The sequence below is a fragment of the Sphingomonas japonica genome (genome assembly GCF_006346325.1).
In the GTDB taxonomy this organism is placed as follows: domain Bacteria; phylum Pseudomonadota; class Alphaproteobacteria; order Sphingomonadales; family Sphingomonadaceae; genus Sphingomonas; species Sphingomonas japonica.
Window position 1 is genome coordinate 31,895 of the sequence record NZ_VDYR01000001.1, and the last position, 24,059, is coordinate 55,953.

A 24,059-nucleotide genomic window follows, 5' to 3' on the forward strand; every position below is an offset into this window, starting at 1 on the left:
GCCGGAACTAGCAGCGCCGCAGCGCGCCCGCCAGCCTCACCCCATCCGGCGCAGCATCGCCTTTTTCAGCCGGTCGTGCGCCGACTTCTTGATCTGGCAGATGCGCGCAGCTCCGACGTTCAGGACCTGGCCGATCTCTTCGAGATTGAGTTCCTCGACATAATAAAGCTGGATCACCTGCGCCTCGCGCTCGGGCAATTCTCCGATCGCCGCGATCAGCAAGTCGCGCGTGTCCGCCTCGGCGAGCGCTTCGAAGGCGTCGGGCTCGCTCGACATGAACCACGGCCCTTCGTCGGTATAGACCTCGTCGATCGAATCGAACCGTACCGGTTCGGCCGCAGCGTAATCGATGCGCAGCTTCTCGAGGCTGACGCCCAGCCGCTCGGCGACCTGATCCTCGCTCGGTCGCCTGCCGAACTCGGTGGTCAACGCCTCGACGGTACGGGCGTACTCGCGCTTGCGGCGCATCGCGCCCCGCGTCAGCGTCGCCTGACGACGCAATTCGTCGATCATCGCGCCGCGCAGCCGCGTCGACAGATATTGTTCGAAGGTCACCTGGCCGCGATCCTCGAAGCCATTGGCGGCCTCGACCAGCGCGATCATGCCGATCTGGATCAGGTCCTCGACCTCGATCAAGGTGCTCATGCTGCCATGGATGTGCCACGCGATGCGGCGCACCATCGGCAGGTGGCTGCGAACGAGCGCCTCGACATCGCGCGGTGCGGTACCGCTGCGGTCGTAGGTGAGGGGCGTGCCCTGCATCGGGCCGGTCATCGCGTTCATGCCGCCAGCGCCTGCGGAGCGCCGATCACCGCGACGACCTCGACCGACTTTTCTTCCGGAACTTCGAAGAAGCTCATCACCGGCGTGTCGGGCAGGACGGTGCGGACGAGCTTGCGGATCGCGAGGCGGATCGCGGGCTGGACGACCAGCGCGAACGGCTTGGCTTCGGCGACCAGCGGACCTGCCGCCTGTTGCAGCGCTTCGGAAATGCGACGGCCGAGATCGGGTTCGATAGTGTGGCGGCGCGACGGGTCCGAACGGACCGCTTGTCCAAGCAAGGCTTCCAATTGTCCCTCCAGCGTCATCACGCGCAGCGGCTCGCGCACGCCGCACAGTTTCTGGATGATCAGCGCGCCCAGTTCGGGGCGGATCAGTTCGACGATCTCCTCGGCATCGGCGCTGCGCTGCGCCGCGACGGCGATGGCGGCGGCGATGCGGCGGAATTCCTTGAGCGAGATGTTCTCGGCCAGCAGACCCTTGAGCACCTGGGTCAGCGTGGTCAGCGGCAGCGGCTGCGGGCATAGCGATGCCACCAGCTGCGCGGCGCGCTCCTTGAGCCCGTCGAGCAGCGCCTGGACCTCGTCGGGGCCCAGCAGATCGCTGGCATTCTGAACGAGCAACTGGTTGAGGTGCGTGGCGACGACGGTGCCGGGATCGACGACGAGATACCCCATGCCGGTCGCGGCATCGGCATCGCCCGCCGCGACCCACACCGCGTCCAGTCCGAAGGTCGGATCCTTGGCAGTCTTTCCGCGCAGCTTGCCCGATGCCTGACCGGTGTCGAGCGCGAGCATCTCGTCGGGCGATACGCTGTCCTCGCCGACGACGACGCCGCCGATGACGATGCGATAGGTATAGGGCGCAAGGTTGATGTCGTCGCGCACGCGTACCTGCGGCACGACGAAGCCGAGTTCCTTCGACAGCTGGCGGCGCACGCCGGTGATGCGGTTCATCAACGGACCGCCGCGGCGTTCGTCGACCAGCGGCACGAGCCCATAGCCGATGTCGAGCATGACGTGCATCTGGTCGGACACTTCGTCCCAGCCGATCTTCGACAGGTCGGCGGGCGTGGCGGCTTCGGGTTCGGCGACCGGCGGCGGACGCTTCTCCGCCTTGCGCAGATGCCAGGCGCCGAATGCAGCGGCAGCGGCGGCGGGCAGGATGATCAGGCTGGGCATGCCCGGCATCATTCCCAGCAGGCCAAGGATGCCTGCGACCGGCGTCCAGGTGCGCGGGCTTGCGAACTGGCTGCCGATCTGGCCGGACAGGTCGTGCGCCGAAGTGACGCGGGTAACGATCGCGGCGGCGGCGATCGACAGCATCAGCGCCGGGATCTGCGCCACCAGCGCATCGCCGATCGCCAGCATGATGTAGGTTTCGGCTGCGGCGCCGACCGCAAGGCCGTGACTGACCACGCCCAGGATCAACCCGCCGACGATGTTGATCCCCAGGATCAGCAGACCAGCGATCGCGTCTCCCTTCACGAACTTGGACGAACCGTCCATCGCGCCGTAGAAATCCGCTTCGGTACCGACTTCGATGCGGCGCGCGCGCGCCTCGTCGGGGGTCAGCAGCCCGGCGTTCAAGTCGGCGTCGATCGCCATCTGCTTGCCGGGCAAGGCGTCGAGCGTAAAGCGCGCCGCGACTTCGGAGACGCGGCCCGCGCCCTTGGTGACGACGATCATGTTGATGATCAGCAGGATCGCGAACACGAACAGGCCGACGACATAGTCGCCGCCGATCAGGAAATTGCCGAACGCCTCAATGACATGCCCCGCCGCCGCGCCGCCTTCGTGTCCGTGGACGAGCACGACGCGCGTCGAGGCGACGTTGAGGCCGAGCCGGAACAGCGTCGCGAGCAGCAGAACCGTCGGAAAGGCCGAGAAATCGAGCGGCTTCTGCGCGTTCAACGCGACCATCAACACCGCGAGCGAGATCATGATGTTGATGATGAAGAAGATGTCGAGCAGGAATGCCGGGATCGGCACCACCAACAGCACGACCAGCAGCAGGATCGCGACCGGCAAGGCCGACCCGCGCGCGGAGGCGAGCATATTCGCCCGGCCGAACATCGCCATGTTCATGCGCTCAGGCCCCCAGGTTCGCGAGCATCAGATATGCCAGCCGCGCGGTGTCGGGCGTCGGGCGCAGCGGATCGATCATGCTGCGCGCGAAAGCCTGTCCCTGCGGTTGCGCAGGGGTCTGCGGCGTCAGCACATTGAGGTTGGCCAGGGTGGTCTGGACCCAGTGATCGTCGCGCTCGACCGCGCCGTTACCGAGGACGACGTCGAGCGCGCCGATCGAATAGCTGGTGTCGGGCGCGGCAGTCGATGCCAGCGCCTGCGTTGCCGATCCACTGCCACCCGCCATCTGCGCGCCGCGATCGAGCTTGCTGCCGAAACGCTGGTAGATTTCGCCCAGTGAGCGCGGATAGCCGTTGGGACCGTAGAAGATCCCGCGATTGGCGCGCGCGGCGCTCGGAAACATCGCCGCGGCGTTACGTCCGGGATTGGTCTGCATCGCCGACAGGAACGACTTGGCGCCGCCCAGCCCCAGGAAATGGGCCATGTACAAGTCGGTGCCATTGGCGGGACGATCAAGCGTCGCCTCCAGTGCAGCCTTGTTGTCGGACGCGTGCTCGGCCGCCATCAGCGACGCGGCTTGCGGATTGGAGCGAAGTTGCAGGATCGCCTGCCGCGTCGCCGGATCGCTGACCATATAGCGGCCGCCCGAGGTCTGGCGGATGCTGTCGGCGGCCCACGCCATGCCGTGCTCGGCACCGTGCATCTTGACGACGCCGAGCCAGCTCTGCTCGATGAATTGATACAGGCCGGTCGCCGACGACGTTCGCGCACGCGCATTGGCCCGCATGCCGCTCTCGACCTGCGCCTGGCCGAGCAGATAGTTGAAATCGACGCCGGTCTTCTGACTGGCGTTCGCGATCGCGGATTGGACGTTGGTCGTGGAGGCGACTGGCGTAACGCTCATCGGGTCCTGCTGTGGCTATCCGTCATGCGGATCGTCCAGCAAGGAGCGTGCCAGCCGCGCCGGCGCGCGATCAGGCGTAGCGCATCGCGCCCGGGGCGTAGGGAGCGGCACCGGCACCGGCAATCGTCTGCAGGCGGCGGCGAACATTTGCCGCCATCAGGTTGACGTAGATGCGCGCGGTCTCGTTCAGCTTGTGGGCTTCGTCGGCAAGCGCGGTGATCTCGGGCGAGATCGGCTCGTCGTCGTTTGCGGCAACGGCCTCGATATGCACCAGCTTGGCTTCGGTCGCGGCTTCGAGCGCGGGCACGTCGTTCGCCTTGAGCGCTGCGATCTCGGCGTGCAGGCTCTCGATCACCGCGATCAGCGCGTCGCGCCTATTCATTGGGACGCCAGTTCAGCTTGAGGGCCAGCATGCGATCGGCGATCGTGGCGGGCATGATCGGGAAGCGACCATCCGCGATGGCCCTGCGGATCTCGGCCACGCGCTCGGTATCGACCGGTGGCGCGGCCGACAGCAGCCGTGCCGATGCCGCGATGCTGTCGCTGCTCGTCGCCTGCGCCTGGGCATCGGTCGAGGCTGCTGCCGCATTGCCGCCGGCAGCCGACGACACCCGCGCAACGCTGCGACGATCGACCGGAGTCGAGGGCTTGAAGCCGATAGGGTCCACCATGTCCGCGATCCTTCAATCGTGCTGACAAGGCTGGAAACGACCGGACGCGCGAGACCTTTAGAAGAAATAAATGCGCCGGTGTCATTCGGCCCAGCCCGGCAGCGTCGCATGCCCGGCTTCGACCGCGATGGCGTGGATCGGCGGCTTCTTGTCGTCGATCTTGACCAGCACGCGCGCGCCAACCGCTGCGTCGCCCATCGCGATGCCGTCGCGACTGATGCTGAAGCCGGGCGATCCGGCCTCCACGACGATCGGGTCGCCGCGCTTGATGACGATTTCGGGCTTGGCAATCGGCACCGGCGCGCTGGCGGCGAGCACGGCACGCGGTGCCGCCTTGGCGCCCTGAACCGGCACGAAGATCTTCCAGACCGGCGCCATGCAGCGCACCACGACGGCGTCATGCGCATCGCTGCGCCATTCGAACTGCGGCATCGCGCAGCTCGCGAGTTTGAGACGGGTATCGACAGCGGCGGTCGCGCCGCCGTCCTCGCCGATCGCCTTGCCGGTGAACTGGCCGACGGCGGTGTCGATCAGGCGGGTGTCCTGAAACCGCTGCTGCGCGGCGGCGGGGCTGGCGATCAGCAAAAGCGGAATGGCGAGGCGATACATCGTTGCTCTCCGAAGAATTGGCGGCGTCACGGGCGTTCTTCCGCGAGGCTGCCGGTGAAACCGATGGTCAGGGCGACATGCCCGCGCGTGCCCGTCGCGGCGGCGCCGATACGCAGCCGGGCGGGATCGATCGCGCCGGATGCGACGAGCTGCGCTGCTACGGCGCGGGCGCGGTCGATGGCGAGGATGTCGCGGCTGCCGGTGCGGGGATCGACGTCACTCGCGCTTCCCGTGACGCCGGTCAGGGTAACGGTGGTGCGCGGATCGCGTGCGGCATCGTCCAGCCAGCGCGCAATGTCTGTAACGCTGCCGGACACCAGTGCCGATCCGGATGCAAAACCACCGACGATGGCGAGGTCCACCGGCATCGCGGCCATGGCGGGCTCGCTGGTATCGCCGCCGAATGCCTGACGGACACCATCGACCATTCGGGCTTCGTCGATGCTGCGCGCCGCTTGCAGGAACACGAAGAAGCCGAGCAGCAACAGGCTGAGATCGGCAAGCGTGATCAGCCACAGCGGGCGCGCCACCGGTTCGTCGAAGCGGGCGAGAGTCATGCCGCCGCCACTTCGCGCAAACGCGGGCGTTCGCGGTCGGCCAGCGCCACCAGCGGCGCCTCGAGCCGGGCGCGTTCGAATGCTTCGGCGCGCGCAAGCCTGCGCAGGCGGGCGGCGACCGGGGCTGCGATCAACGCTGCGACCAGCGCGCCGTACAGGGTCGCCAGCAGCGCGATCGCCATGGCCGGGCCGATTGCCTCCGGATCGGTCATCGACTGGAACATGCGCGCGAGGCCGATCAGCGTGCCGATCATCCCCATCGTCGGCGCGATATCCGCAGCCGCGCTCCAGGTGTCGGCCACGGCAAGGTGGCGCTCGATGCGCGCGTCGCGGCACTCGGTGAGCGTACGCGCAACGGTTTCGGGCGGGCTGCCATCGACGATCGCATCGATGGCTGCGGCGATATCGGGGTCGGTGATTACCGAGCGGTCGAGCGCGATCACGCCGCTGCGCCGGGCGATCCGGCCGAGCGCGGCGATCTGCTGCAGGTGGGGGTCGGCATCGTAGCCGCGGCGCAGCACCAGGCGCACCGCCGCAAACGCGCGCAGCAGCAACCCGAGCGGAGTGCGCAGTACCAGCGCGATCAGGGTGCCGCCGCCGACGATCGCCAGCGCGACGGGATCGAAGAATGCGGTGAGCTCGGAAGGCAGGGCGATGGACATGTCCCCGCACAAGCAAGCGCCGGGCCAAGTGCTGGCAGCCGTGCCGCGTCCGGTTGTCCCGCACCGCGGAGGGCATCGCCTTGCCGCCGCCCCGGCAACATCTTGCCGCCGGTTGCCGCTCCGACGCGATATTCCAGCTTCTCCGCCGCTTCTGCACGAATTGGCACGGCCATTGCTTATTCGTGGGGACGACGTTTCACGCTGGAGAACCGCCCGATGGCGAACGACAGTATTTTCGGAGTTCACGGAGCAGCGCTCTCGGTGCGTTCGCAGCGCATGGGTTTGCTCGCGTCGAACATCGCGAACGCCTCGACCCCTGGCTACAAGGCCAAGGACATCGATTTCCGCGCGGCGCTGTCGTCTATGGAGCGGGCCGGCGGCAGCGAGCGTGCGATCGATCAGGCGACGATGTTCCGCGTGCCGACGCAGCCGTCGATGGATGGCAACACGGTCGAGCTCGCCACCGAGCAGACCGCCTTCGCCGAGAATGCGGTCGCATATCAGACCACGCTCGCGTTCCTGAACGGCCGGATCGGCACGCTCACGCGCGCGCTGAAGGGTGAATGACGATGCCTGATGCCGCTCCCATGAACATCTTCCAGGTATCGGGCCGCGCAATGTCGGCGCAGCTCGTTCGGATGAACACCACCGCGTCGAACCTCGCCAATGCGGGCTCGGTCGCGACCACCGCCGACGCGGCCTACAAGACGATGAAGCCGGTATTCCGCACGCATTTCGATGCGGCGAACGCGCTGGCCACCGTCGATGTCGAAAGCGTCGTCAATGCCGGCGAAGCGCCGACCAAGCGCTACGATCCCGGCAACCCGCTCGCCGATGCCGAGGGCAATGTCTTCGAAAGCGCGGTCGATGAGACCCGCGAGCTGGTCGACATGATGGAGGCCGCGCGCACCTACCAGAACAATGTCGAGGTCATGCAGACAGCCAAGACCTTGATCGTCGATACCTTGAAACTGGGACGCTGATCATGGCGACATCCTTCGACACCACGCTTTCGAACCTGGGCATCGGTCGTACGACCGAGAGTCAGGCGCCGGTCGGCAATGCCAAGACCACGCTGGGCCAGGACGATTTCCTTGCGCTGATGACCGCGCAGCTCAAAAACCAGGACCCGTTCGAGCCCGTCGACAACACCCAGATGGTCGCGCAGATGGCGCAATTCTCGTCGCTCGCCGGCATCACCGAAATGTCGTCGACGCTCAAGTCGATCGCGGACAAGCTCAATGGGACTACGCCGAGCGACGCGCTCGCCTGGGTCGGCCGGACGGTTCTGACCGAGGGCAATGTTGCGTTCGCGCGGACTTCAGGCGGGATCGAGGGCGGTGTCGAACTCGACGCCGGCGCCAGCAACGTCAACGTCACCATCACCGCGGCGAGCGGCGAGGTGCTCAAGTCGATCGAGCTGGGCGCACAGCCTGCGGGCACCGTCAATTTCGACTGGGACGGCAAGAACATGGCCGGCGAAGATGCCGGCGACGGCCCGTTCCAGGTCACCGTTTCCGCCCGCGACGGCGACAAGGCGATCGCCGCCCGTCCGCTCGTCTGGGCACCGGTCACGTCGGTCTCGATCGTGAACGGCGAACCCGTCCTCCAGCTTCCCGGCATCGGCCAGGTCAACTCCTCCGCCGTCCGCTCGGTCGGCTGAGCCCCTCAAGGAAAAGGAAAAACCCATGTCCTTCTATACGTCGCTGAGCGGGCTCCAGGCCTCGCAAAAGGAAATGTCGACGATCTCGCACAATCTTGCGAACGTCGCCACCGACGGCTTCAAGAAGAGCCGCACCGAATTCGCCGACGTCATCGCGTCGTCGGTCTCGTCGAGCCCGACCGCGCTGGTCGGGTCGGGTGTCGTCACCAAGGCGATCCGCCAGCAGTTCGCGCAAGGTACGCTCACCCAGACCGGCACCGCGCTCGATCTCGCGGTATCGGGCGACGGCTTCTTCGTGACCAAGGCCGATCCCGAGGCCACCAAGATCAACTTCACGCGCAACGGCGGCTTCCTTGTCGATAACGAGCGCTTTGTCGTCGACGGCCAAGGCGGTCACCTGCAGGTGTTCCCGGTGGATGGCAGCGGTACCGTCGTCGCCGCCGGCGTCGGTTCGACCGTCAGCCTGCGCTTGCCGCAGACCAGCGGCACGCCGGTCGCGACCGGCAATGTCGCGCTGAGCGTCAACCTCAACGCCGGATCGCAGGTTCCGATGGCCGATTTCGATCGCTTCGATCCGACCAGCTACAACCAGTCGACGCAGACCACGATCTATGACGGCACCGGCAATCCGCTGACGATGACCACCTATTTCGTGCGCGAGACCGCTCCGACCACGGCGCAGCCGACCAGCACCTGGTCCGCATACAGCTTCGTCGGCGATCAGCAGTTGCAGAGCGGCGGCACTCCCGACGCGCCGATCACGCTGACCTTCGACGATACCGGGACGCTCACGTCGCCGACCACCGCAACCGCCTATGACGCGTTCACGCCGACCGGCAGCACCGCGGAGCAGGCGCTGTCGCTTGATTTCGGCGTCGAAACGACACAGGCGGCATCGCCGTTCATCGTCAATGCCCGCACCCAGGACGGCCAGGCGGTCGGCCAGCTCGAATCGGTCGCGGTCGACAGCGAAGGCATCGTGCGCGCCAGCTTCTCGAACGGCGACAACATCGCGCTGGGCAAGGTCGCGCTTGCCAACTTCTCCAACCCGGCCGGCCTGCGCCAGCTCGGTAACAGCTCGTGGGCGGCAACCGGCGTTTCGGGCGAGCCCGTACTGGGCGAAGCCGGGATCGGGGGGTTCGGCAACCTGATGTCGGGCATGATCGAGGGATCGAACGTCGACATCACCGAGGAACTGGTCGCACTGATCGCGGCGCAGCGGAATTTCCAGGCGAATTCCAAGGCGCTCGATACGTCGAGCCAGATCCAGCAGACGATCTTCAACATCAACTGATCTGAAGCGGGAAGGGGGGACGCACCATGGATCGGCTGGTCTACACCGCGCTGTCGGGGCTCAAGAGCCAGATGTCGGCGCAGGCGGCGATCGCGAACAATATCGCGAACGCCTCGACGATCGGCTTTCGTCAGGATCGCGTCTCCTTTTCCAACCTGCTGCTCGACGGCACCGGGCTCGCGACGCGGGCTCCGTCGGGCGAGGAAGTTACCGATGCCGACCGGCGCGCCGGGGCGATCATGGCGACGGGCCGCCCGCTCGACGTCGCGGTCACCAGCGATGCGTGGATGACCGTCCAGGCGACCGACGGCAGCGAAGCCTATACCCGGCGCGGCGACCTCTCGGTCTCGCTCAGCGGCGTCTTGGAGACCGGCGACGGTTTCCCGGTGATGGGGTCGGGGGGCCCCATCACCGTCCCGCCGCACGAGAGCATCGCCATCGCCGACGACGGCACCGTATCGATCGTGCCGCTGGGTGCCGACGACGCGACGCCGCCGGTGGTGCTCGACCGCATCAAGCTGGTCAGCACCGACGGCACCAACACGATCAAGGGTCTCGACAACCTGCTGCATGTGAAGGGTGGGGGCATCCTGCCCGACGACCTCGATGCCAAGGTCCAGTCGGGGTCGCTCGAACAGTCGAACGTCAACCTGACGCAGGCGCTGGTCGACATGATGGAAAACCAGCGCGGCTACGAAGTGCAGGCCAACCTGCTCAAGGAAGCCAAGAAGATGGACGAAAGCTCCGCATCGCTGATGCGGATGCCGGGCTGAAGGGAGCCGACACCATGACCAACGCCGCACTCCACATCGCACGCACCGGGCTCGATGCCCAGGACATGCGCATGCGCGTGATCTCGAACAACCTCGCCAACGTCAATACCACCGGCTTCAAGCGCGACCGGGCGTCGTTCGAGACGCTGGCCTATCAGGTGGTGACGTCGGCCGGTTCTGCGAGCACGTCGGAAACCCAATATGCCACCGGCACCAATCTGGGCACCGGCGTGCGTATCCAGGGAACGTCGCGGATCGACACGCAGGGGTCGCTGCAGACCACCGGCAATGCGCTCGACATGGCATTGGACGGCAATGGCTTCTTCCAGGTGCAGTTGCCGGGCGGCCAGCTCGGCTACACCCGCGCGGGCAATTTCTCGCGCTCCGCAGAAGGCCTGATGGTCACGTCGGAGGGCTATCAGGTGATGCCGGGCATCACGATCCCCGAAGGCGCGACGTCGATCACGGTCGGCGCCGACGGTACCGTCTCGGCGGTCGTCCCCGGACAGACCGAGGCTGCGCAGATCGGCCAGGTGCAGATCGCGGCGTTTCCCAATGCCGCGGGGCTCCAGGCGATCGGCGACAATTATCTGACCGAGACCGCAGCGTCGGGCGCGGTCAACCTAGGCATCGCCGGACAGGATGGCCGCGGCCAGATCCGCCAGGGGATGCTCGAAGGATCGAACGTCAACGTCGTCGAGGAACTTGTCGACATGATCGAAACCCAGCGCGCGTACGAGGTCAATTCCAAGATGATCTCCGCGACCGACGAGATGCTGCAATATGTCAACCAGAACCTCTGAAATGGGCGCGCTCGCCAAGTTCGTTGCCGGCCTCGCCGCCGGCGGTGCCCTTGTGCTCGGCATGGCGATCGCCGCGCCGCCCGCCAATGCGCAGCTGTTCGGCAAGAAGAAGGACAAGGTCGCCTTCGTCGCGACGGCTGCCCCGGCCCCTGTCGCCGCACCCGCCAACGGCTCGATCTTCCAGGCCGGCGACGGCTATGCCGCGCTGTACGAGGGTCAGCGCGCGCGCCGCGTCGGCGACCTGCTGACGATCGTGCTGGTCGAACGCACCGTCGCCACCAAGTCCGCGGGATCGCAGCTCGATTCGTCGGGCGGTTTCGGCATCACCCCGCCCACTGTCGGGCCGTTCTCGTTCAACCCCGGCGCTGCCAAGGTCGGCGGTAACCGCGGCTTCGACGGTGTCGGTACCGCAGGCCAGGCCAACGCACTGTCGGGTGAGGTCAGCGTGACCGTCGCCGAGGTCTATCCCAACGGCACGATGCTGGTGCAGGGGCAGAAAAGCGTGACGCTCAACCGCGGCGACGAGTTCGTGCAGATCAAGGGGCTGGTGCGCACCGCCGATATCGACGCGAACAACCGCGTCGCATCGACTCGCGTAGCCGACGCCCAGATCGCCTATACCGGCAAGGGCGACGTCGCCCGCGCCAGCCGCCAGGGCTGGCTCAGCCGCTTCTTCCAAGTCATCAGCCCGTTCTGACCGGAGTGCGATCCATGATTCGCCTGTTTCTCGCGCTTCTTGCCAGCCTCCTGATCGCCGCACCCGTCAGTGCCGAGCGCGTCAAGGATCTCGGCAATTTCCAAGGTATCCGCACCAATCAGCTGACCGGATACGGCATCGTCGTCGGCCTGCCCGGCACTGGTGACGACAATCTCGAATACACCGTCCAGTCGATGAAGGGCGTCGCTTCGCGATTCGGGCTGCAATTGCCGGCGGGCGTCAATCCCGCGCTCAAGAATACTGCAGTGGTGCTCATCACCGCGGAACTGCCCGCCTTCGCCAAGCCGGGGCAGAAGCTCGACATCACCGTATCGGCGATGGGCAAATCGAAGTCGCTGCGCGGCGGCAGCCTGATCCTCACCCCGCTGATCGGTGCCGATGGCCAGATCTATGCGATGGCGCAGGGCAATCTGGCGGTCGGCGGCCTGGGGGCCGATGGCAAGGACGGATCGAGCATCGTCGTCAACATTCCATCGGCGGGCCGCATTCCCGAGGGCGCGACGGTCGAGCGTGCGGTCGATACCGGCTTCGCCACCGCGCCGACGCTGATGTTCAACCTCGCCCGCGCTGACTTCACCACGGCGCAGCGCGTCGCTGGTGTCATCAACGGCCGCTTCGGTGCGCAGACCGCCAGTGCGATCGACGCGGTGTCGGTATCGGTCGCGGCTCCGGTCGGTGCCGATGTCCGCGCGATGCTGATGAGCGAGATCGAAAATCTCGAGGTCGATCCGGCAGAGGCTTCGGCCCGCGTCATCGTCAATGCGCGCACCGGCACCGTCGTCATCAACTCGGCAGTGCGGGTGAGCCCGGCGGCGGTAACGCACGGTAAACTAACTGTCCGTATCGAGGAAAATCAGCAGGTCGTGCAGCCTGCACCGTTCAGCCAGGGCCAGACCGCCGTCGAACAGCAATCGGGGGTCGGGGTCGAAGAGGAGAAGCGCCCGATGTTCCTGCTCGATCCGGGCCCCAAATTGGCCGATGTGGTCAAGGCGGTGAACGCGATCGGCGCATCGCCCGCAGACCTCGTCGCCATCCTCGAAGCATTGAAGCAGGCGGGCGCCTTGAAGGCGGAGCTGGTCATCCTGTGACCAGCCCGATCGCCTCGACTGCGAAGGCCGGTGGCGGCGTGTCGATCGACACGTCGCGACTGGCGTCTGCGGAAAACCTGCAACAGGCGGGCGAGCGTTTCGAGGCGATCTTCACCAACATGATGCTGTCGTCGATGCGCAAGGCCAAGCTGGCCGACGGATTGTTCGAAAGCCAGGCGCTCGATCAGTTTCGCGACATGCAGGATCAGCAACTCGCCCAGTCGATGGCGCAGACCGCGCCGATCGGCATTGGCAAGGCGATGACCGACTTCCTCGCTAAACAAGCGGCGCTGCCGGCCGTTTCCCAGGCGAGTGCAACCGGGGCCGAGGCGGAACCTGAACCATGAGCGACATGCTCGCTATCGGCGCCAGCGGCGTACGCGCCTATCAAAGCGCGTTGACCTCCACGTCAGAGAATATCGCCAATGCGGGAGTCGACGGCTATTCGCGGCGCACGACCACGCTGCGCGACATATCGCCGTCGGGCTCGTCGCTCACCGGCGGCAGCGTCCGCAACGGTTCGGGCGTCGCGATCATCGACATCGAACGTGCCGGCGATCAGTTCCGGTCGGCCGAGGTACGCTCGACCAGCAGTGAACTCGGTAAGAGCGAGGCGGGGATCGTCTGGCTCGAGACGATCGAGCGCGCCTTGTCCGGAAGTCGCCTGACCGACGGTCTCGCCGCATTCTTTAACGCCGCGCAGAATGTCGCGGCCGACCCGTCGTCGCTGGCATCGCGCGCGGTGATGCTCGACAAGGCGTCGGGGCTGGCCGGAAGTTTCGCGAGCACCGCGACGACGCTTGCGACTGCGGCGGGCGATCTCGATGCCACCGCGAATCAGGCGGTCCGCGATCTCAATGTCCTGTCGGAAGCGCTGGCCAAGGTGAATGCCGGACTAGGGCGCGCCTCGCCGGGCACGTCGGGGCAGGCTGGCCTGCTCGACCAGCGCGATCGCCTGCTCGATTCGATGAGCGCGCTGATCGACGTCGATGTCCAGCTCGACGATTTCGGCCGCGCGTCGGTGCGCGCCGGCGGCGTCGCGGGACCGGTGCTGATCGCGGGCGAGGTCGCCGGGTATCTTTCCTATGCGCGCAATGACGAAGGCGCGGTTGCGCTGACGCTCAGCCGCAACCAGCAGGCGACCCTGGTCACCGCAAATTCCGGGGCGATCGCCGGGATCGCCGATGGGGCGCAGCGCATCGCCGACGCCCGTGCGATGATCGAGGATCTGGCGACCGAGTTCGTCGACGGCATCAATGCGCTGCAGGCGCAGGGCGACGACCTCACCGGTACCGCGGGCGCGGCGATGTTCGACATGCCCGCCGGTGCGTCGAGCATGAAGCTGACGCTGGATGACCCGCGCGGCATCGCCGCGGCGGCCCGTGGGGGCGGCACGCGGGACAACGCCAATCTCGCCGAGTTCGCGACGTTCCGCGACGAAGGTCGGTTCGAGACGCGCCTGACCGAGCTCAACCTGATCAATGCGTCAGCGCTGCAGGGGCGCAAGTCGGTGGCCGATGCGCAATCCATCATGCACGATCAGGCGGTGGCGGGGCGCGATGCGCTGACCGGCGTCAATCTCGACGAGGAAGCGGTCGACCTGATGCGCTTCCAGCAGGCCTATCAGGCATCGAGCAGGGTGATCCAGATCGCCCGCGAAACGCTGCAATCCATCCTTGATATCCGCTGAGGCCGACGATCATGCGTGTCACCACCGGATCCTTCTTCGATCGCACCTCGGGCCAGATGGCCCGGCTCAACCAGGCTGCGGAAAAGATCAACGATCAGATCGCGACCGGCAAGAAGATCACCGTGGCGTCGGACGATCCCGCATCGTTCCAGCGGCTGGCCTGGATCAAGCGCGCGGGTGCGGACAACGCCGCGTTCGCCGCGAACATTACGCTGGCACAAGGGGTGCTGGCGCAGGCCGATTCGACGCTGGCGACGATGGAGGAGCAGCTCCAGCGTGCCAAGGAACTGACGATCCAGGCGAATAGCGGAATCCTGTCGGATTTCGACCGCACCAGCATCGCCGTGTCGATCGATTCGATCGTCGAAGATCTGCTGGCGCTGTCCAACGCCAAGGACGCACGCGGCCAGCCGCTGTTCGCAGGCGCATCGGGAGACACCGCTTTCGCGCGCCAGGCCGACGGCTCGATCGCCTATGTGGGGGCCGACGATGCCGGCGACGTGCCGATCGGCGAGGGAGTTTCGGTCCAGGTCACCGAGAATGGCGGCCGCGTATTCGGCGGGACCGACGGCGGTGCCGACATGTTCGCGGTGCTGCAGGCGTTGAGTGCCGCGCTTCAGGCAGGCGGAGATATCTCCGGCGCGGCGGGCGACGCGCTCGAAGGACTCGACAGTGCGATCGACCAGACCGTGATCGCCCGTTCGTCGGTGGGTGCGCGCGCGTATCGCCTCGACTTCGAAGCGGATCACTTGACCGATCTCGGTATCGATTACGAAGCGCTGCGCTCGTCGATCGAGGATACCGACTTGTCGGTCGCGATCACCGAGCTGCAAAAGACGCTCACGGTGCTGCAGGCCACACAGGCGAGCTTCACCAAGCTCACCGGGCTGTCGCTGTTCGATTATCTGCGCTGAGCGCTCGCGGGCCACTGAAGCGGCTCGAATAATCGCACGGCAGTAACGATTTCGCGACGCTTTTCCGCGCAAGGTTGTCCTCAACCGGTCGTTATCCAAGTGAGGCGCCGGGTTTAGCTTGTTGGGGGGACGCGTGGTCCGATGTTCGTAGTAGTTGGCCTCGTCGTCCTGCTTGCCATGGTGTTCGGCGGCTTCGCGATCACCGGTGGCGCGCTCGGGCCGGTGATGCACGCGCTCCCGCACGAGATGCTGATCATCGGCGGCGCCGCCGTCGGCGCGCTGATCATCGGCAATTCGATGCGCGAGCTGAAGGCGATCGGCGGCGGCTTCATGAAAGTCGTCAAGGGCCCCAAATATAAGAAGCAGGATTATCTCGACGTCATCTTCCTCGTCAGCAAGCTGATGAAGATGCTGCGTACCGACGGGCCGATCGCTCTTGAGCCGCATGTCGAAGACCCGAAATCATCGGCGATCTTCGCCGAATATCCCCGCATTCTGGCGGATCATACCCTCACCAATCTCATCGCCGACACGCTGCGCCTCGTCGTGGTGTCGTCGGGCACGCTCGACGTGCATGCGGTGGAGGAGGTCATGGACAACTCCATCAAGACGCATCACCACGAGGTACAAGGACCGCAGGGCACGCTGCAGGGCCTCGCCGACGCCCTGCCTGCGCTGGGCATCGTCGCGGCCGTGCTCGGCGTGGTCAAGACGATGGGCTCGATCGACAAGCCGCCGGCGATCCTGGGCGGCATGATCGGATCGGCTCTGGTCGGCACGTTCCTGGGCGTGCTGCTCGCTTATGGTATCGTCGGCCCGCTCGCCACACGCTTGCAGCAGGTGATCGACGCCGATGCGGCGATCTACAATGTCGTCAAGCAGATCATCATCGCCTCGCTCCACGGCCATCCCCAGCCGCTGGTGATCGAAGCCGCGCGCTCGGGCATTCAGCATCACAACCAGCCCGGCTTCGCCGAGGTCTTCGACGGCCTGCGGGGGCGGTAGGAAATGGCCGCGCGCGCTCCCCATGGCAGCAACCAGCCGCCGAAGGTCATCGTCAAGAAAATCTATATCGAGGGGCATGGCGGTCATCACGGCGGCGCGTGGAAGGTCGCCTATGCCGATTTCGTGACGGCGATGATGGCGTTCTTCCTGCTGATGTGGCTGCTCGGCGCGACCAACGAGAAGCAGCGCAAGGCGCTGGCCGACTATTTCGCGCCGACGCTGGTCGATCTCAAACAGAACAGCGCGGGATCGAACGGGCTGTTCGGCGGCGAATCGCTGCTCGACGTCGACAATTATCCGCACAAAGCAGCGCAGACCGGGACGCGCTCGCTGACCGTTCCGGCCGGTGCCAAGGGCGGCGAGAAGGAAGGCAGCGGCGAGAAGGGCAGCCTCAAGGGCAACGAGGCGCTGGCGATCGAGGACCGCCGCAATTTCAGCCGGATGAAGTCCGAGGTCGAATCGAAGATGCGCTCGAACGCCAAGCTGGCCAAGCTCGCCAAGCACGTGCGGTTCGTGCGGACCCGCGACGGGATGCGGATCGACCTGCTCGACGACGCCGATTATTCGATGTTCGGGCTCGGCACGACCGCGATGGTCGCCGAAGCCGACAAGCTGGTCGGGCTGGTCGCCGAATCGATCGCGCCGATGGACAATCCGATCATGGTCCGCGGGCATACCGACAGCCTGGGCTATGGCGACCCGCGCACGATGAACAACTGGATGCTGTCGAGCGGCCGCGCCGAAGCGACGCGCCGCCGCCTCGCGTCGGGCGGAGTCAAGGAAGTCCAGTTCGAGCGCATCGAAGGCGTCGCCGACCGCGAACCGTTGATCGCCGAAAACCCCGGCGACCCGCGCAATCGCCGGGTGGCGGTGACGCTCCTGTATCGCAAGACCGCGTTCGGCGAATAATCAGAACAGCTTGCGCAGCTCCAGCCGGACGGTCCGCCCGATCGGATCGAGCAAGTCCGCCTGATAGCCGAGCGGCGTCGCGCCGCTGGCGTCGGTGACGCGCAGGCGCGTATCGAACAGATTGTCGGCACGCAGCGTCACCCGCGTGCCGCGCAGCCAGCGGTGGTTGCGCACCAGCGACGGCATCGCCCCTAGATTGGCGAACAGCCGAAGGTCGAACGTCGTCTGGTCCGAAAAGAACAGGGCCTCGCCCGATCCGCCCGGGCCGGCATCGACCTGCGTCGCGCTCTGCCAGTCGCCATTGAGGCGCAGGCCGAACCCATCCTTGGTAATGCCGGTGCGGACCTGAACCTGATGCCGCGGCTGACCCCCGCGGCTGCCGGTCGCCGATCCGCCAAGTAGATCAAGCTCGGGCAAGCCCTCCCGGATCTGGATCGTCTCCTGCAACCGCCAGGTATGGAAAGCCGAGAACTGGAAGCGGCCGCCGCCGTTGCCGCCGCCGCCGAAGCGTCCACCGCCGCCGCCGCGCCTGCCACCGCCGAAGCGGCGGGCGCCCCCGGGTTGCGGCGCAGGTGCCGCCGCGGCCTGGCCTTCGGGGGTGGCGGCTCCTTCGGCGGGCAGCGCGCCCGGCTGGTTGGCGCGTGCCGCGCGCCGCGCAGCGCGATCGGGTCGCCCGAACGCCTCGCGCAGCACCGAGCGCGGATCGCCGCCCGCCTCGCGTACGTCTTCGGCACGCTTTTGCAACGTGCCCTTGATCGGCAGCGACAGGTTGAACCCCCAGCGCAATTCCTGGCGTTCGCTCTTCAGGAAATTGACCGGGCGATTGTCGATCGACACCAGGCGGCCATTGCCGTCGCGCACGAAGCGCTCGGGAAACGCCGCCTCGATCTCGGCAGTGGCCGTCGGGAACGACGCGATCGGATTGTCGATCGCCTCGTTGATGTAATCGGCGCGCAGATTGAGATCGATATCGGCGAAGGGCCGCGCGTTCATGCCCAATTTCCATACCGTGCGGCTGTCGGCGAGCAGATTGGCGCTGCCGCCGTCGATTCGAGTGATCTCGACCGTTTCTCCGGTCAGGAAATCGAATACGCGCACATTGGGCGTGGCAATCACCGGATCGCCGACTTGCCCGGTGCTTGGTGCGCCTTCCTCGTGCGTCGCCGATACGATGAAGCGGATTTCGGTGATCGGCGACCAATTGAGACCGTAGCCCAGCGTCGTCAGCGTGCCGAAATCGGATAGCTGGTCGATCGCGGCATTGGCGTTGAACGACAGGTCGCCGATCGGGGCGAGCACTTCACGGCCGCGATCGGCGATCGGCACGTCGATGCTGATCTGGCCGTTGGCGCTGTCCCGGCCAAGCCCGGTTTCCTGGATCGTGCCGCGGCGCAGCGACACGCCGTCGAGCTGCGTCGTGCGGCCACCCAGCTTGATCGTCGTCGAGATATCGCCGGCGGGCAGCGCGACGATATCGCCGTTGAGGATGCCCTCGATCCGTCCGACATTGTTTATCGAACGCGCGGTGTCGTAGCTGCGCGGCCCCGCGGCATCGAGCGTGCGATCGGTCTGCGTGTTGGTCTGGTTGCGATCGTAATTGCCGGTCAGCGTCCAGCGCCAGTCGGCGACGTCGCCATTGGCCGAAGCGTTGAGCGTCAGGTTGCGCGTACTGGTGGTGCGGGTCAGCGGATCGGTCGCATCGGGCGACAATTCGGGGAGCCCCAGCAGGCTGCGGCTGTCGTTCGCATCGACGCCGACGTTGAAGCTGGTCGCGACGTCGCCAAACAACGTTCGTGCGATGGTACCGTCGAGTTCGATGCCCTCGCTTTCCCCGCGCAGCGAGCGAAAGCGCGGATCGCCCGTCTCCGCATCGTCGCGGATGATGTCGCGCTCGCTCTCGAGCAGCAGGCTCTGGCGCGTCGCTTCGATCTCGAACGTCGATCGGCCGTCGGGCGTCAGCCGCAGGATATTGGCTTCGGCCTCCAGATCGCTGGTGCCGCCCGCGGTGGGGACGGTGCCCTCAAGCTCGGCGGTGATCGCGCGAAACCGCTCGCGCAGGACGATGTTCACAACGCGCTGCGTGGCAGGATAGCCATAGCTGAGCGCAACTTCCTCGGGCAGGATCTCGACACGCTCGATCGCTTCGGTCGGGATCGAGCGGATTTCGCGGAAGCCGGAAATGCGCCGGCCCGACAAGAGCACCACCGGCGCTTCGCCGCCCCGTCCGCGTCCCGACCCCAGCTGAGGGCCGAGTTCGGTCAGCAGCTCATCGATCGAATTGACGCCATACGCGCGAATGTCGGCGGGATTGAGCGTCTGTTCGGGCGGGATGTCGCCGACCACCGATCCGCGCGGCCTCGATCCGGTGACGACGATCTCCTCGCCATAGACCTCGTCCATCATCGGATCGTCTTCGACCGGGCTCTCCTGAGCGGGCGGCTGGGTCGCGGCGGGGGAAACTTCCTGCGCCCACGCCGCACCCGGTGCCGCCGTCGCCAGCAATATCGCCCATGAAGATATACGCCGCACCATTACTCGCCCCGATCGTTACTGGTCCGCACCGATGCGGACGACCGGGGGATAACCCGCCATTGTCGCAAAACTATCCCGAGAATGTGGCGTTCGAACGGATTATTTCAGCCGACGCCTTCCAGCGCCTTTTGCCGCCGCCGCTGCACCGAACTGCCGATGCCGAGCGCTTCGCGATACTTGGCGACGGTTCGTCTGGCGATGTCGAACCCGCGCGCGTTGAGCAGGTCGACCAGCGTGTCATCGGACAGGATTTTCTTGGGGTCCTCGGCACCGATCAGCGCCTTGATCGCGCTCTTGACCGCCTGTGCCGACACCGCGTCGCCGCCGTCGGACGACTGGATCGCCGAGGTGAAGAAATATTTGAGTTCGAACAGCCCGCGCGCGCAGCTGAGATATTTGTTCGAGGTGACGCGGCTGACCGTCGATTCGTGCATTTCGATCGCATCGGCGACGCGCGCGAGCGTCAGCGGCTTGAGATGCGCGACCCCGTGCAGGAAGAACGCTTCCTGCTGCTTCACGATTTCCGACGCGACCTTGATGATCGTGCGCTGGCGCTGGTCGAGTGCCTTGACCAGCCAATTGGCGCTGGCGAGGCAATCGGACAGCCACGCCTTCGAAGCCTTGTCGCGATTGCCGGTCGCCAGTTCGACATAATAGCTGCGGTTGATCAGCACGCGCGGCAAAGTCGCTGCATTGATCTCGACCGCCCAGCCCTGGCCGCGGCGCGCAACAAACAGGTCGGGGACGACCGCTTGCGCCGATTCGCCGCCATAGCGACAGCCCGGCTTGGGATCGTAGTTGCGCAGCTCGCGGATCATGTCCGCAAGGTCTTCGTCATCGACCCGGCACAGGCGCTTCAATTGCGGCAACGCGCCGCGTGCGACGAGGTCGAGATTATCAATCAGCCGCGCCATGCACGGATCGTAGCGATCCGCCTCGCGCGCCTGGATGGCGAGACATTCGGCAAGGTTGCGGGCGCCGACGCCGGTCGGATCGAAGGTCTGGATCGTGCCAAGCACCCGCTCGACCTGGGCGAGCGGCACTCCCAGCCGATTGGCGACGTCGAGCAGCGACGCGCCGAGATAGCCGCATTCGTCTATCTGGTCGATCAGATGCGCGGCGACGAACAGATCGGGTCCGTCCAGCACCTCGCCCGCCTGATGCAGCAGGTGATCGCCCAGGCTGGTCTCGGGACCGGCGAAGCTGTCGAAATCCAAGCCGTCCTCGGAAATGCCGCCGCCGCTCGCCCCGCCGCTGAGGCTGAGCCCGCCGTCTAGCCCGCCGATCGCGTCGGTCGGGCCGTCATGGATGAAGCTCTCGCTGGCGAAATCGACGTCAAGCGCTTCGCCGTCGCCGCCGCCGTTGACGATCAGTTCGTCGGCGCTGGCCGGGCCGGAGGCTTCGGTGGGTGAGGCGGCCGGTTCTTCGGGCGGGCCGTCATCGCTGCCGCCCGAATCGAGCAGCGGGTTCTTTTCGATCTCCTCGGCGATGAAGCCCTCGACCTCGAGGTTGGACAGCGCGAGCAGGCGGATCGCCTGTTGCAACTGCGGCGTCATCACCAGCGATTGCGTCTGCCGAAGGTCGAGGCGCGGGGCGAGGCTCATATCGCTAGAGCGAGAAGCCCTCGCCCAAATACAGCCGCCGCACATTGGCGTCGGCGACCAGTTCGGCGGGCGAGCCGCTGAACAGCACGCGCCCGTCGTAGATAATGTAGCCGCGATCGACGATTTCGAGCGTCTCGCGGACGTTGTGGTCGGTGATCAGCACGCCGATCCCGCGGTTCTTCAGGTCGTGGACCAGATCGCGGATGTCGGCGATCGAAATCGGATCGATCCCCGCGAACGGTTCGTCGAGCAGCATGATCGACGGATTGGCCGCCAGCGCGCGAGCGATCTCGGCACGCCGCCGCTCGCCGCCCGACAGCGCCATCGCCGGGGAATCGCGCAGGCGGGTCAGTCCGAACTCGTCGAGCAGCTGATCGAGGCGGGCATGCCGCGCAGCCTTGTCGGGCTCGGCGAGTTCGAGCACCGCCAGGATGTTCTTCTCGACGCTCAACCCCCGAAAGATCGAGGTCTCCTGCGGCAGATAGCCGAGGCCCAGGATTGCTCGGCGATACATCGGCAGCCCGGTGATGTCATCGCCATCGAGCATGATGCGCCCGGCATCGGGCTTGACCAGTCCCATCACCGAATAGAAGCACGTCGTCTTGCCCGCGCCGTTCGGCCCGAGCAGCCCGATCACCTCGCCATGCCCGACCGACAGCGACACGTCGGACAGAACAACGCGCTTGTCGTACGACTTGGCGATCGAAACCACCGACAGCCCCGATTCGATCGGGGCTTCGACGACGGGCTCGATCGCTTCGAGAGTGGCGATATCGTTCATGATCGGACCGGTGCTCGCAGAAAAGGGTTACCGAAACAATAACTGGCAGGCTTCGTGCATGTTAAAACCGCACCGCCAGTTTGCGCCAGCCTTATTACCGAAGATAGAGGGTTTGCCCGCGAGCCCCGGCCAAACGACCGCTAGTTGCGGTCGGGCACCGAGAAGCGGCCGGTGACACGGCCATTCTGGCGGATGGTTCCATCGCTGTCGGTCTGCGTTCCCGTGCCGCCGACGGTCGATCCGTTGATAGTCGCGCGGCCGGTATCGAGATTGATCGACAGCCTGCCGCCGTTGATGGTGTTGCCGCTTTCATTGAGCGTGACGTCGCCGATCATGGTGATGACCCGGGCGTTGATGTCATACACCGCATATTGCGACCGCGCCTTCTGACCCGGACGATCGACCGTCACCCCGCCCGAACCGTCGAGCCGTGAAACCTGCGGCGACCCGTCGAGCACCTGTCCGGTGTAGGCCACCGTCATTCGTGCGGCGGTCAGCGTCATATTGGCTTGGCGGATCGTCACCCCGCCCGACAGGACGGCACGGTTGGCGCGGTCCTGCAGTTCGATCGTCTGCGCGGAAAAGTCGATCGGCGCCGTCGAATCGTGGCGCTGCGCGACCGCGCTTCCGGCAAATCCCATGCCGGCGAGAACGGGGAGGGCGATCAGGACGAGGCGGCGCTGCATCACCGCCTATTTGCGCTGTTTGGATCGATCCGCAAGCGGGCATTGCCTTCGAGCCGCACGGTGCGCTGTTCGAGATCGGCGGCCATGCTGTCGCCGCTGAAACTGCCTTGTGGAACCCGGCCGGTGACGCGGCGGTTCGCCTGCAGCCGCCGCGTCCTGAGATCGACCGTCGCGTCGCTTGTGTCGAGGGCATAGCCGTCGGCGGCGCGGAAGCGCACCGGCCCGTCGATCGCGACACGCTCGCTGTCCATGTCGTAGCGGCCCTGGTTAGCGCGCAGCAACGCCGGGCCGTCTGTCATCTCGATGCGCGCGGCGAGACTGTTGAGATCGACGATCGGTTCGGCCGAGCTTTTCTGAAGCGCCGAGCCGGCATTGAGCGTGAACGGCCGTCCCTTGGAATCCTCGCCGCGATAGACTGCGGATTGCAGCTTCATGCGCTCCTTGGCGACTTCGACCTTGTCCTTGTTGAGCACGAACGACACGTCGCCGCTCGAAAACAGCGGTGCCATGATCAGGAATGCCGCGAGCACGCCTATTGCCATCGGCAACACCACTGACAGGATCGCGACCAGCCGGTCATGGCTGCTGCCGGGCGCCGCCCAGCGCTGGCGCGGCGTGCGGGCGCGGCGCGCGTCGGTCATGCCGCGATGCGCGCGCAGGGTTGCCGGACGTCACGCATGTGCAAAGATGTCGACCTCCGGCCATCCGGCCAGGTCGAGTTCGGCGCGGTGCGGCAGGAAGTCGAAACAGGCCTGCGCCAGCGCGGTGCGGCCTTCGCGCGCCAGCCGCTTGTCGAGTTCGGTGCGCATCGCATGGAGGTAGCGCACGTCGGAAGCGGCATATTCCTTTTGCGCGTCGCTCAGCACCGGGCTGCCCCAGTCCGACGACTGCTGCGCCTTCGACAATTCGGTGGCGAGCAGTTCGCGCACCAACTCCTTGAGGCCGTGCCGGTCGGTATAGGTTCGCACCAGCCGCGATGCGATCTTGGTGCAATAGACCGGCGCCGCGACGACGCCGAGATAGTGACGGATCGCGGCGAGGTCGAAGCGGCCGAAATGGTAAAGCTTCACCCGCTGCGGATCGGCCAGCAGCGCCTTGAGATTGGGCGCGGCATACTCGCTCCCCGCCGCGAAGCGTACGAGATGCTCGTCGGGTCCGCCGTCGGACAACTGCACCACGCAGAGGCGGTCACGCGGCGTCAGCAGGCCCATCGTCTCGGTGTCGACGGCGATGTCGGCACCCGGGGCGAACAGATTGGCGGGGAGGTCTTCTTCGTGCAGGTGAACGGTCATCGACCCCGCATAGGCGCGTCGGCCTGAACGCTCAACA

At 66.2% G+C, this 24,059-nt stretch carries 27 protein-coding genes; 13 read left to right on the forward strand and 14 right to left on the reverse strand.

Annotated features, from left to right (window positions below; genetic code table 11):
* Positions 1 to 36: 36 nt before the first annotated feature.
* The 8 genes from FHY50_RS00165 to FHY50_RS00200 all read right to left on the reverse strand — a co-directional run bounded on the left by FHY50_RS00165 (position 37) and on the right by FHY50_RS00200 (position 6,270).
* Positions 37 to 783, reverse strand: coding sequence for a sigma-70 family RNA polymerase sigma factor (locus FHY50_RS00165; protein ID WP_140046357.1), 747 nt, complete (start codon positions 781 to 783; stop codon positions 37 to 39).
* Positions 780 to 2,867 carry a flagellar biosynthesis protein FlhA gene (gene flhA, locus FHY50_RS00170; RefSeq protein WP_243846654.1) on the reverse strand — a complete coding sequence of 696 codons (2,088 nt, stop codon included), beginning with the start codon at positions 2,865 to 2,867 and terminating at the stop codon, positions 780 to 782. The genes FHY50_RS00165 and flhA overlap by 4 nt, the downstream gene beginning before the upstream one ends.
* A gap of 4 nt (positions 2,868 to 2,871) precedes the next feature.
* Complete coding sequence (locus FHY50_RS00175) at positions 2,872 to 3,771, reverse strand: lytic transglycosylase domain-containing protein (RefSeq protein WP_140046358.1); 900 nt, start codon at positions 3,769 to 3,771, stop codon at positions 2,872 to 2,874.
* A 70-nt stretch (positions 3,772 to 3,841) separates the two neighbouring features.
* Positions 3,842 to 4,153, reverse strand: coding sequence for a flagellar protein FlgN (locus tag FHY50_RS00180; RefSeq protein WP_140046359.1), 312 nt, complete (start codon positions 4,151 to 4,153; stop codon positions 3,842 to 3,844).
* On the reverse strand, positions 4,146 to 4,442 hold the full coding sequence (gene flgM / locus FHY50_RS00185) for a flagellar biosynthesis anti-sigma factor FlgM (protein ID WP_140046360.1): 297 nt from the start codon (positions 4,440 to 4,442) through the stop codon (positions 4,146 to 4,148). The genes FHY50_RS00180 and flgM overlap by 8 nt, the downstream gene beginning before the upstream one ends.
* An 81-nt stretch (positions 4,443 to 4,523) precedes the next feature.
* Positions 4,524 to 5,051, reverse strand: a complete 528-nt coding sequence (locus FHY50_RS00190; protein WP_140046361.1) for a flagella basal body P-ring formation protein FlgA — start codon at positions 5,049 to 5,051, stop codon at positions 4,524 to 4,526.
* A gap of 26 nt (positions 5,052 to 5,077) precedes the next feature.
* The gene (locus FHY50_RS00195) at positions 5,078 to 5,608 is read right to left on the reverse strand and encodes a flagellar motor protein MotB (protein ID WP_140046362.1); all 531 of its coding nucleotides are present in this window, start codon (positions 5,606 to 5,608) and stop codon (positions 5,078 to 5,080) included.
* Positions 5,605 to 6,270, reverse strand: coding sequence for a motility protein A (locus FHY50_RS00200; protein ID WP_140046363.1), 666 nt, complete (start codon positions 6,268 to 6,270; stop codon positions 5,605 to 5,607). The genes FHY50_RS00195 and FHY50_RS00200 overlap by 4 nt, the downstream gene beginning before the upstream one ends.
* A 216-nt stretch (positions 6,271 to 6,486) precedes the next feature.
* Between FHY50_RS00200 and flgB the strand changes: the two genes are divergently transcribed.
* The 13 genes from flgB to FHY50_RS00265 all read left to right on the forward strand — a co-directional run bounded on the left by flgB (position 6,487) and on the right by FHY50_RS00265 (position 17,127).
* On the forward strand, positions 6,487 to 6,837 hold the full coding sequence (gene flgB, locus FHY50_RS00205) for a flagellar basal body rod protein FlgB (protein ID WP_140230954.1): 351 nt from the start codon (positions 6,487 to 6,489) through the stop codon (positions 6,835 to 6,837).
* Complete coding sequence (gene flgC, locus FHY50_RS00210) at positions 6,834 to 7,253, forward strand: flagellar basal body rod protein FlgC (RefSeq protein ID WP_420030867.1); 420 nt, start codon at positions 6,834 to 6,836, stop codon at positions 7,251 to 7,253. Before flgB ends, flgC begins: the two co-directional genes overlap by 4 nt.
* A gap of 2 nt (positions 7,254 to 7,255) precedes the next feature.
* Complete coding sequence (locus tag FHY50_RS00215) at positions 7,256 to 7,933, forward strand: flagellar hook assembly protein FlgD (RefSeq protein WP_140046364.1); 678 nt, start codon at positions 7,256 to 7,258, stop codon at positions 7,931 to 7,933.
* 25 nt (positions 7,934 to 7,958) lie between these two features.
* Positions 7,959 to 9,227 carry a flagellar hook protein FlgE gene (locus FHY50_RS00220; protein WP_140046365.1) on the forward strand — a complete coding sequence of 423 codons (1,269 nt, stop codon included), beginning with the start codon at positions 7,959 to 7,961 and terminating at the stop codon, positions 9,225 to 9,227.
* Between the two features lie 26 nt (positions 9,228 to 9,253).
* Positions 9,254 to 10,000, forward strand: a complete 747-nt coding sequence (gene flgF / locus FHY50_RS00225) for a flagellar basal-body rod protein FlgF (RefSeq protein ID WP_140046366.1) — start codon at positions 9,254 to 9,256, stop codon at positions 9,998 to 10,000.
* A gap of 14 nt (positions 10,001 to 10,014) precedes the next feature.
* Positions 10,015 to 10,803, forward strand: coding sequence for a flagellar basal-body rod protein FlgG (flgG, locus tag FHY50_RS00230; RefSeq protein ID WP_140046367.1), 789 nt, complete (start codon positions 10,015 to 10,017; stop codon positions 10,801 to 10,803).
* Between the two features lies 1 nt (position 10,804).
* The gene (locus FHY50_RS00235) at positions 10,805 to 11,500 is read left to right on the forward strand and encodes a flagellar basal body L-ring protein FlgH (protein WP_180345121.1); all 696 of its coding nucleotides are present in this window, start codon (positions 10,805 to 10,807) and stop codon (positions 11,498 to 11,500) included.
* A 14-nt stretch (positions 11,501 to 11,514) separates the two neighbouring features.
* The gene (locus tag FHY50_RS00240) at positions 11,515 to 12,609 is read left to right on the forward strand and encodes a flagellar basal body P-ring protein FlgI (protein WP_140046368.1); all 1,095 of its coding nucleotides are present in this window, start codon (positions 11,515 to 11,517) and stop codon (positions 12,607 to 12,609) included.
* A complete protein-coding gene (locus FHY50_RS00245) occupies positions 12,606 to 12,956 on the forward strand; it encodes a rod-binding protein (RefSeq protein WP_140046369.1) in 351 nt (116 codons plus the stop codon). Before FHY50_RS00240 ends, FHY50_RS00245 begins: the two co-directional genes overlap by 4 nt.
* Complete coding sequence (flgK, locus tag FHY50_RS00250) at positions 12,953 to 14,299, forward strand: flagellar hook-associated protein FlgK (RefSeq protein WP_140046370.1); 1,347 nt, start codon at positions 12,953 to 12,955, stop codon at positions 14,297 to 14,299. The genes FHY50_RS00245 and flgK overlap by 4 nt, the downstream gene beginning before the upstream one ends.
* Before the next feature lie 11 nt (positions 14,300 to 14,310).
* Positions 14,311 to 15,213 carry a flagellar hook-associated protein FlgL gene (gene flgL / locus FHY50_RS00255; protein WP_140046371.1) on the forward strand — a complete coding sequence of 301 codons (903 nt, stop codon included), beginning with the start codon at positions 14,311 to 14,313 and terminating at the stop codon, positions 15,211 to 15,213.
* A gap of 141 nt (positions 15,214 to 15,354) precedes the next feature.
* The gene (motA, locus tag FHY50_RS00260) at positions 15,355 to 16,218 is read left to right on the forward strand and encodes a flagellar motor stator protein MotA (RefSeq protein ID WP_140046372.1); all 864 of its coding nucleotides are present in this window, start codon (positions 15,355 to 15,357) and stop codon (positions 16,216 to 16,218) included.
* Between the two features lie 3 nt (positions 16,219 to 16,221).
* The gene (locus FHY50_RS00265) at positions 16,222 to 17,127 is read left to right on the forward strand and encodes a flagellar motor protein MotB (RefSeq protein ID WP_140046373.1); all 906 of its coding nucleotides are present in this window, start codon (positions 16,222 to 16,224) and stop codon (positions 17,125 to 17,127) included.
* Here the strand turns inward: FHY50_RS00265 and FHY50_RS00270 are convergent, their stop codons facing one another.
* From FHY50_RS00270 to FHY50_RS00295, 6 genes are all read right to left on the reverse strand, one after another.
* The gene (locus tag FHY50_RS00270) at positions 17,128 to 19,659 is read right to left on the reverse strand and encodes a TonB-dependent receptor (RefSeq protein ID WP_208402855.1); all 2,532 of its coding nucleotides are present in this window, start codon (positions 19,657 to 19,659) and stop codon (positions 17,128 to 17,130) included.
* Between the two features lie 104 nt (positions 19,660 to 19,763).
* The gene (gene rpoN / locus FHY50_RS00275) at positions 19,764 to 21,263 is read right to left on the reverse strand and encodes an RNA polymerase factor sigma-54 (protein ID WP_140046374.1); all 1,500 of its coding nucleotides are present in this window, start codon (positions 21,261 to 21,263) and stop codon (positions 19,764 to 19,766) included.
* A gap of 4 nt (positions 21,264 to 21,267) precedes the next feature.
* The gene (gene lptB / locus FHY50_RS00280; protein WP_140046375.1) at positions 21,268 to 22,044 is read right to left on the reverse strand and encodes an LPS export ABC transporter ATP-binding protein; all 777 of its coding nucleotides are present in this window, start codon (positions 22,042 to 22,044) and stop codon (positions 21,268 to 21,270) included.
* Positions 22,045 to 22,184: 140 nt separating this feature from the next.
* Positions 22,185 to 22,730 carry an LptA/OstA family protein gene (locus FHY50_RS00285; protein WP_140046376.1) on the reverse strand — a complete coding sequence of 182 codons (546 nt, stop codon included), beginning with the start codon at positions 22,728 to 22,730 and terminating at the stop codon, positions 22,185 to 22,187.
* Positions 22,730 to 23,371: an LPS export ABC transporter periplasmic protein LptC gene (gene lptC, locus FHY50_RS00290; protein ID WP_140046377.1), complete on the reverse strand. Its 642-nt coding sequence runs from the start codon at positions 23,369 to 23,371 to the stop codon at positions 22,730 to 22,732. Before lptC ends, FHY50_RS00285 begins: the two co-directional genes overlap by 1 nt.
* 30 nt (positions 23,372 to 23,401) lie before the next feature.
* A complete protein-coding gene (locus FHY50_RS00295; protein WP_140046378.1) occupies positions 23,402 to 24,022 on the reverse strand; it encodes a ribonuclease D in 621 nt (206 codons plus the stop codon).
* Between the last annotated feature and the right edge of the window lie 37 nt (positions 24,023 to 24,059).